This is a genomic window from Streptomyces phytophilus (assembly GCF_013870535.1).
Classification (GTDB): domain Bacteria; phylum Actinomycetota; class Actinomycetes; order Streptomycetales; family Streptomycetaceae; genus Streptomyces; species Streptomyces phytophilus.
Window position 1 is genome coordinate 1 of record NZ_JACBXC010001112.1, and the last position, 2,027, is coordinate 2,027.

General features: G+C 70.9%; 3 protein-coding genes and 1 pseudogene. 2 read left to right on the top strand and 2 right to left on the bottom strand.

The genetic code is table 11. The features are described 5' to 3' along the window. Together H5J30_RS29630 and H5J30_RS29635 are read right to left on the bottom strand one after the other, a co-directional pair. Positions 1-195: pseudogene (locus tag H5J30_RS29630) on the bottom strand (threonine/serine dehydratase); the annotation flags it as partial. A gap of 65 nt (positions 196-260) precedes the next feature. Beyond that, positions 261-689, bottom strand: a complete 429-nt coding sequence (locus tag H5J30_RS29635; protein ID WP_181790419.1) for an ATP-binding protein — start codon at positions 687-689, stop codon at positions 261-263. 240 nt (positions 690-929) lie between these two features. Between H5J30_RS29635 and H5J30_RS29640 the strand changes: the two genes are divergently transcribed. Both H5J30_RS29640 and H5J30_RS29645 read left to right on the top strand, forming a co-directional pair. Beyond that, positions 930-1,802 (top strand): helix-turn-helix domain-containing protein, encoded by an 873-nt coding sequence (locus H5J30_RS29640; protein ID WP_181790421.1) that lies wholly within the window; start codon positions 930-932, stop codon positions 1,800-1,802. After that, positions 1,799-2,027 (top strand): DUF397 domain-containing protein (locus H5J30_RS29645; RefSeq protein WP_181790423.1); only part of this gene is annotated, 229 nt, incomplete at its 3' end. The genes H5J30_RS29640 and H5J30_RS29645, both read left to right, overlap by 4 nt.

A 2,027-nucleotide genomic window follows, 5' to 3' on the forward strand; every position in this document is an offset into this window, starting at 1 on the left:
ATGGGCGGCGGTGAAGTTCAGGGCGCCGCGGGCCTTGAAGGAGCCGGTGTGCTGGAGGAACTCAAGCGCGAACCACACCTCGGCGTCCGGCACCACCTCGGCGCCCGCGGGCGCGACGGCGACCGGGCGGACCCCGCCCGCGATGCGGCGGGCGGCGGCGTGGACGTCCTCGTGGCTGATGGGCTGGTCGGTCATGCCTCCAGGGTGGACCAGCGGGGTGCGCGGACGCGGCCCGGGGGGCGGATACGGGTGCGGGTGCGTCAGGGCACGGGCGCCGCCCGCCAGGGCAGGGCGATCCAGACCGTCTTGCCGCCGTCCGCCGTCGGCGTCACGGACAGCCGCCCGCCCGACTCCGCGACCAGGCACCGGATGATGACCATGCCGCGCCCGTTGTCCTGCTGGACGGCGGCCGGCAGCCGGCGCGGCCAGCGCGGGTGGCTGTCGCTGACGCCGACGCGCAACTGTTCCCGTACGAGTGCCATGCGCACGGTGAACGTGGGCGACTGCCCGCGGGTGTGCTGGACGGCGTTCGTGGCCAGCTCGGAGACGACCAGCCGGACGGTGTCCGCCGCGTCCGCACCTTCCGGGAGACCCCATTTCCCGAGAATGTCAGTGACATATTTACGCGCCTGCGTGACCGAAGCAGCCTCACTCGGCAGCGTGACGGATGCTTCCTGCTGGTCTGCCATTGCGACGCCGTCCCTTTCGCACGACCGTGCCGGACTCAGACGCGTGCCTGGTGAAGTCGAGGACCCTTCAGGTTGTTGTTCGCGCCACGGTGCCACCGATCGTGCCCGGCGCGCGAGCCCTCCACCAAGTTATGCATATATCTGTCGCTCGAAGCGGTGAACTCTGCCGCGAGAGACTGTATTTGGGCGGCACACTGGCCAGTTGTTACGCGTTCGGCCGAACGGGCCGGGAGGGGCGTCATGCGCAATGAGCCGGCGGTACGCCGCGCGAAGCTGGGCGCGGAGCTGCGCAGGCTGCGCGGCAGGGCCGGGCTGACCAGCGGGAAGGCGGCGGCGCTGGTCGGCTGGCACCAGTCGAAGATCAGCCGGATAGAGACCGGCACGTCGGCGGCCAAGGCCGCGGACGTCGCCCGGCTGCTGGACGCGTACGGGGTCACCGACCCCGGGCAGCGCACGCTGCTGGAGACGCTGGCCACAGCCCCGCGGGGCGGGCGCGAGGACCGCTGGTGGAGCGAGTACCGCGAGCTGCTGCCGGCTGAGTACCGGGACTTCATCAGCCTGGAGGCGGAGGCGTCCGCGGTGCGCACGCTGGAGACGTCGGTGGTCCCGGGGCTGCTGCAGACCCGGCGGTACGCGCTGGCGGTGACCCGCGCGGCCATCGCAGGCGCGGCGGCGCGCGAGGTGGAGTCGCTGGTGGAGGTGCGGATAGCCCGGCAGGCGGTGCTGCGCTCCGCGCGCCCGCTGCGGCTGCACGCGGTGCTCGACGAGGCGGTGCTGCGGCGGCACGTCGGCGGGCCGGGGGTGATGGCGGAGCAGTTGCGGCACTTGCGGCGGATGGGCACGCTTCCGCACGTTCGCGTCCAGATCCTGCCCTTTGCCGCCGGCGAGCACGTCGGCCTCACCGGACCTTTCGTTATCTTCTCCTATTCGCGCAGTTCTGATCTCGATGTGGTCGTTGTCGACCATTTGATGAGTAGCCTTCACCTGGAAAGGAAAGAAGACTTACGGGCGTATGTGACCGCCTTTGCTTCGCTGCAGGCAAGCGCCCTTTCGCACGAGGAGTCCATGTCGTTCATAGCCGCGCTCGGCGCGGGCGCAAAGGAGGCACCATGACCGCAACACCTCGGTACGTCTCCTCCAGTACGGCACTCGACGACCTCCACTGGCGGCGCAGTTCGCACAGTACGGGGGCGAACAACTGCGTCGAGGCCGCCTATCCCGTGGGACCGGAATCCGCCGGGCTGCTCGCCGTGCGGGACTCCACCCACGTGGAGGGGCCGGCGCTGCTGTTCCGGGCCGAGGCGTGGCGGGCGTTCGTCGCCGCGGTCAAGGACGGCG

Excerpts from the sequence above, each read along its gene's own strand:
- H5J30_RS29635 (WP_181790419.1), bottom strand. The coding sequence starts at position 689 with ATGGCAGACCAGCAGGAAGCATCCGTCACGCTGCCGAGTGAGGCTGCT.
- H5J30_RS29640 (WP_181790421.1), top strand. The coding sequence starts at position 930 with ATGCGCAATGAGCCGGCGGTACGCCGCGCGAAGCTGGGCGCGGAGCTG.